The organism is Streptomyces sp. NPDC060198 (assembly GCF_042728415.1).
In the GTDB taxonomy this organism is placed as follows: Bacteria; Actinomycetota; Actinomycetes; order Streptomycetales; family Streptomycetaceae; genus Streptomyces.
Map to the genome: position 1 here is coordinate 1 of NZ_JBHWZJ010000640.1, position 1,947 is coordinate 1,947.

Below are 1,947 nucleotides of genomic sequence, written 5' to 3' on the forward strand. Positions count from 1 at the left end.
GCGTTCCGCCGAGGCGGAACGCCACGTCCAGATGCCCAGGCCGACGAGGTAGGCGGCGCCGGTGAGCCTGACGGCGGTGAACGCCTGGCTGGACTGCATGACCAGGGCCGACAGACCTGCCACGGCGAACGTGGCGTGGACGTACAGGCCGGTGACCGTGCCGAGGATGACCGGCAAGGCCCGGCGGCGCCCGGCGTCGGTCACGTGCTGGACCAGCAGGGCCAGGCTGGCTCCCGGGGTGGCGATCAGCGGGAGGACCGCCACCAGGAACCCGGCGACGGCGTACGGGTGGACCACGGTGCCTCCAGGCGCGGCCGGGGGCCGGGGTCAGAGCACGACGCGGTAGTGGGTGGTCAGGCGCCGGTCGTCGTCCAGGACGTGGAAGGCGAGGCCGGGGGGCTGCTCGCGGTCCGCGGGCTCGTCGCCCTCCCAGGGCAGGCGCAGGGTCCAGGTGACGGCCGGTCCGACGATCAGCGGACGCCCCGCGAAGGTGGAGGCGGCCGCGGTGTGGGCGTGTCCGGTGAGAACCGCGGTGACCTGCGGGTACGCGTCGAGCAGGGCGGCGAGCTCCCCGGGCTCTTCGAGCAGGAAGGAGTCGGGCAGCGGGTGGTGGAGCCGGACCGGCGGCTGGTGGAAGGCGATCAGTGCCGGGGCGTCCTCGGGCAGCGCGGCGAGAGTGGTGCCGATCCAGGTGAGCGTCTCCGCGTCGAGACGGCCCTCGTCGCGGCCCGGGATGGTGGAGTCGCACATCAGGATCGTGGTGCCGCCGATGCGGTGGGCCCGGTTGACGGGGCCGTGGCCGGGCGCCTCTTCGAGCAGGGCCTTGCGGTAGGCGGAGCGCTCGTCGTGGTTGCCGGGGCACATGAGCACCGGGAAGGGGGCGGCGAGTATCCGGGCCGCCTCCTCGTATTCGGCCTCGTCGCCGTGGTCGGCGATGTCCCCGGTGACCAGAAGGGCGTCGACCGGCCGGGGCAGGGCCCGCAGGTGGTCCATGACGCGGGTGGCGCGCAGGGTCGCCCGCTCGCTGCCGTCGAGGTGCAGGTCACTGATCTGTGCGAGCAGCAGAGTCATTCCGTCGTCTCCCTCAGTAGCGGCGGCTGCGGCCACCTGTCCGTGCGGCGACACGGCACGCGTCGCCCAGGTGCCACCGCCCGGGCGAGACGGTGTGCGTCGCCCCGGTGGCACCACCCGCCGCAGACTCTAACGGTAGTTTTCAGTTTCCCGTTAGAGGTTATGGGGTGTGAGGATGGAGGCCGACGACCGGGCGCAGAGCTGGAACTGGAAGGAGACCTCTCGTGGAGCGTTGGCTGGCACTGGAACTGGCGAGCACGATCCGTCACGACGGAGAGGGCGGCGTCGCCGACGACCTCGCCACCGTCCCGGGGACGACCCGCTGGATCCAAGGGTGCGGGGATCTGCCGGCCGGCCGGGTTCCGGCGGAGTTCGCGGCGGACGAAGACCTCAGGCTCCGGATCGTGGAGGTCCGTCAAGCGGTCCGGGCCCTGTTCGCCAAGGCCGTCAGTCCCGCTCCCCCCAGCCCGGCTGACGCCCACCGCCTGATGCCGGTCGACCGGGCCACGGCCCGGCTCAACGCGGTGGCGGCCCTGGAACCGGTCGTCCCGCAGATGGACTGGCCCACCGAAGGCGCCCCCGTCACCCGGCTGCTGTCGGCCGAGGACGATCCGGGCGTACGGCTCCTCGCGGCCCTGGCCCGCGCCGCCATCGACTTCCTCAGCGGCCCGCAGCGCCCGCGGCTGCACTCCTGCACCGCGCCCCGCTGCGTGCGCTACTTCGTCAAGAGCCACGGGCGGCAGGAGTGGTGCAAGCCGTCGTGCGGCAACCGCGCCCGCGCCGCCCGTCACTACAAGCGTCAGCAGGCGGTGGCCGAAGGCGGTTCCGCCCCGGCGTGAGGGGCGGGCGCGCACGGCGCCCGGCGCGGCGGGGACG

The 1,947-nt window shown here is 73.8% G+C and carries 3 protein-coding genes; 1 reads left to right on the forward strand and 2 read right to left on the reverse strand.

Annotation, left to right across the window (positions count from 1 at the left end; genetic code table 11):
• Both ACFWEP_RS34350 and ACFWEP_RS34355 read right to left on the reverse strand, forming a co-directional pair.
• Positions 1–297 (reverse strand): LysE family translocator (locus ACFWEP_RS34350; protein ID WP_387376183.1); only part of this gene is annotated, 297 nt, incomplete at its 3' end.
• A 30-nt stretch (positions 298–327) separates the two neighbouring features.
• Complete coding sequence (locus ACFWEP_RS34355; RefSeq protein WP_387376186.1) at positions 328–1,071, reverse strand: metallophosphoesterase; 744 nt, start codon at positions 1,069–1,071, stop codon at positions 328–330.
• A 224-nt stretch (positions 1,072–1,295) separates the two neighbouring features.
• Between ACFWEP_RS34355 and ACFWEP_RS34360 the strand changes: the two genes are divergently transcribed.
• Positions 1,296–1,910 carry a CGNR zinc finger domain-containing protein gene (locus ACFWEP_RS34360; RefSeq protein WP_387376188.1) on the forward strand — a complete coding sequence of 205 codons (615 nt, stop codon included), beginning with the start codon at positions 1,296–1,298 and terminating at the stop codon, positions 1,908–1,910.
• Positions 1,911–1,947: the final 37 nt, after the last annotated feature.

Excerpts from the sequence above, each read along its gene's own strand:
- ACFWEP_RS34355 (WP_387376186.1), bottom strand. The coding sequence starts at position 1,071 with ATGACTCTGCTGCTCGCACAGATCAGTGACCTGCACCTCGACGGCAGC.